Annotated in this window: 2 protein-coding genes and 1 pseudogene; all 3 read right to left on the reverse strand. The window is 65.7% G+C overall.

Annotation, left to right across the window (positions count from 1 at the left end; genetic code table 11):
* A pseudogene (locus tag ACZ3TS_RS42850) lies at positions 1-1,143 on the reverse strand (hypothetical protein); the annotation flags it as partial.
* On the reverse strand, positions 1,140-1,532 hold the full coding sequence (locus ACZ3TS_RS42855) for a DUF6507 family protein (RefSeq protein WP_467628649.1): 393 nt from the start codon (positions 1,530-1,532) through the stop codon (positions 1,140-1,142). The pseudogene ACZ3TS_RS42850 and the gene ACZ3TS_RS42855, both read right to left, overlap by 4 nt.
* Before the next feature lie 67 nt (positions 1,533-1,599).
* Positions 1,600-1,914 (reverse strand): pore-forming ESAT-6 family protein, encoded by a 315-nt coding sequence (locus tag ACZ3TS_RS42860; protein ID WP_467628652.1) that lies wholly within the window; start codon positions 1,912-1,914, stop codon positions 1,600-1,602.
* Positions 1,915-1,944: the final 30 nt, after the last annotated feature.

The following is a 1,944-nucleotide window of genomic DNA, read 5'->3' on the forward strand; positions in this document are numbered from 1 at the left end:
GTCCGGGAGCTTGGGGATCTCGACGTTGCCGACGCCCTTCAGCGCCGCCGTGACGTCCCCGATCTTCGACAACCCCGCACCCGCGGCCTTGCTGACATACGTCATCGGATCGATGACCCTGCCCGCCTTGCCCGCCACCGACAACGCCCTCGCGACCGCACCCGCCTTCCCCGCACCCGACGCCGCACCACCCGCACCACCCGTGAACACGGTCGTCAGCACATTGAACGTCACCGCACCCGCAGCCCGAGCCGGGTTCTTACCCCACTCGTCCCACGCCACCAGCGCCTTGCCCGTCTCCTTCATCGCCGTACGCGAATCACGCAACCACGACGGCAACTTGTCATCCGGCAGAGTCCAGAACAACGCACCCACACCCGGAACCGAGGAAATCACCAGACCGGTGGCCAGCTGCGCCAGACCCTTCCACGCCCGACCCATCGCCTCCCAGCCACCAAACCCCACCAGCGTCCCCAGACCCTTGACCGTCCCCCAGATCCCATCCACGATCAGCCCGTCCCACACAAACGACTTCACCCAGTGGCCGATCTCGTACCAGTGATGCCTCTCCTCCACCGGGTCACCCCAGGGAAGCTTCGCGCTCTTCATGTCCTCGGCCGAGAACCCGTACTGGTCCTTGCGGTCCGAGCCGTCCCCAGCCACCATCTGCGTCCCGCCGAACAACGCAGTGATCTTGTTGTGACAGGTCCGCTCCGCCGCCCAGAACGCCGCCACCGCCGCCGTGACCTCGTCCCGGATCTGGTTGTGCCGCTCGACCTTGTCCCCGTCGTACTCCCAGTCCTCATCGCCCCTGACCGAGTCCACAAAGCTCGCCGCATCCAGCTTCAACTGCTTCAGCTTCTCCACCAGCGGACGAACCTCCGCCGCATACGACGACAACGCACCCGAGACACTCTCCAGACCGGTCGCGAAACCATCCGCCCGCTCCGCCACCCGCTTCGTCGTCCCGAACAACTGCTCCGCCTCCGGAGCCCGGTAATACGCCGACAAACCCTGGAACCGCGAGTGAACATCCCCACCCGTGGTACGCACACCCGACGCAACCCTCTTCAGGCCGCCGCAATCCTTCTCCAACTGCGCCAGATCACCCGTGAACTGCGGAATCCGCCCCGGCTCGATCACGCCCTGCCCACCCCCGGCAGATCCACCCGCGGCTCCGCCAACGCCTTACGCTGCGCCTCCGCAGCCATCGCCTCGTCCCCGTTCAGATACGCCGTCGTCGCATCCACCGCACCCTGCAACGACTTCCCCGCCCGCACCCCCACGTACTGCAAATCCTTCGTCGCATGCTCCGCATACTGCGACAGAGCAAGAGCCACCAGACCCCCCTGCGCCTTCTCGCCCCCACCCTCACCCCCACCACCCCCCGCAGCGATGGTCCCGGCACTGGACGCCGCCGACGTCAGATACTCCCCATACGCCTTCGCAAGACCCTCAAGATGCGACGCCGTCTCACCCGTCGCCTTCAACACACCCTGAATACCCTGCGGCTTCAGATCCCAGCCGGTCATCCCCGTTGTCCTCTGCATCCTGCTCAGCGACAGCCCACACCACATGACAGCCCGAAAGCCGCCTACCTCAGCCGATGTTGTCGACCGCAGCCTTCGCCTTCGCGATCGTCGACTGCGCCGTCCCGTCGTTCTGCTCCAACGTCGACTTCAACAACCCGATGATGTTCTTGACCTCCTGCGACGCACGATTCCACCGCAACTCCTTGCCGTGGTACTCATCCGCCACCCCATCCGCCGTGAAGTCCGCCATCGCCGCCTTCACCTGACGATCCCGCGCCCCGATAACCTCCTCCAACCGGCCGATCACCGCCTGGATACTGCCCTGCACATCCGCCGACGCACCCGTGTCATACGACCGACGATCCGCACCCGAACCCGCCATCACACACCACTCCCCGCAAAAAGACGTCCA

This window comes from Streptomyces sp. NPDC022910 (assembly GCF_055561075.1).